Source organism: Ruegeria sp. AL12 (assembly GCF_056540885.1).
In genome coordinates this window covers 1-879 of record NZ_JBQFXN010000075.1, presented here as the reverse complement: position 1 = coordinate 879, position 879 = coordinate 1, and the positions used below count along the sequence as shown (strand labels likewise).

Below are 879 nucleotides of genomic sequence, written 5' to 3'. Positions count from 1 at the left end.
CCGGGGGTCAGCAGCAGCCCCAGCGGCGCCTGCCCCAGCGCACCGCCCTGTTCGGCGGCCAGATGCATCCGCCGCACCGGCGTCAGCCCCGGCGCACCGGGCAGATCGGCGACGATCAGCGGCATCGCACCGCTGCGCAGCGCCTCTTCCATGCACCACAGCAGATCCTCGGCCCGTTTGGGGCGGATGAAGAGAAACCGCGCCGGGTCGGCAAAGGCCATCACCCCGTCCGGGTTCAGCTGATCGGCCTCCCACGCGGGTGAAATCCACAGGACCGGCCCCTGCGCCCGGCCCGCCAGCCACAGCGCAAAGCTGCGCCGCGCCGGGCCACAGGCCTCATGCACCCGGGCCAGCGGCAGGGCGACGGCGGGGTGCGGACAAAGCGCGGGCACATCGCGCGCGGGTTTGCGGCCAAGAAGGTGAGTCGACATGCAGGCAGCCTAACATGTTCCACTTTTGTCCTCAATCGATGGATTGCCCGATGACCGGTTGAGACCCCGCAGACCGTTTCAGCATATTGGCGGTTGCATAGCGCCCGACGATAGTTAACCTTGATCAACATTATCATTGGTAGAAACCGGGCCTTCAGGCCCCGACAGAAATCGTTAAGTGTGTGTACAGACAGTTTAAAATAGATACACTTCATTCAAAAAATTCGGGAAACACAGTGGACACCCAACTCGCCACAACGATTATCGCGGATATTTCGGAAAGCACCCCGCTCTACCAGGCCATGGGCGATGACCAGGCGCAGCGGTTGATCCAGCTTGAGATCGACCGGCTCAGGGAAGTGATGCTTGACCATGGCGGCACGCCCGTGGGGCAGAAAGGCGATGACGTTCTCAGCTATTTCGACGATCACGACGCGGCCATTCAGGC

The 879-nt window shown here is 62.7% G+C and carries 2 protein-coding genes; one reads left to right on the top strand and one right to left on the bottom strand.

Annotated elements, in window-relative coordinates; all coding sequences use genetic code 11:
* Positions 1 to 431, bottom strand: a 431-nt coding sequence (locus tag ACR0C6_RS21440; protein ID WP_480621132.1) for an ImuA family protein, incomplete at its 3' end; no start/stop codon positions are given.
* Between the two features lie 236 nt (positions 432 to 667).
* On the opposite strand from ACR0C6_RS21440, the gene ACR0C6_RS21435 reads away from it, so the two are divergent.
* A partial coding sequence (locus ACR0C6_RS21435) for a hypothetical protein (protein WP_480621130.1) occupies positions 668 to 879 on the top strand: 212 nt, incomplete at its 3' end.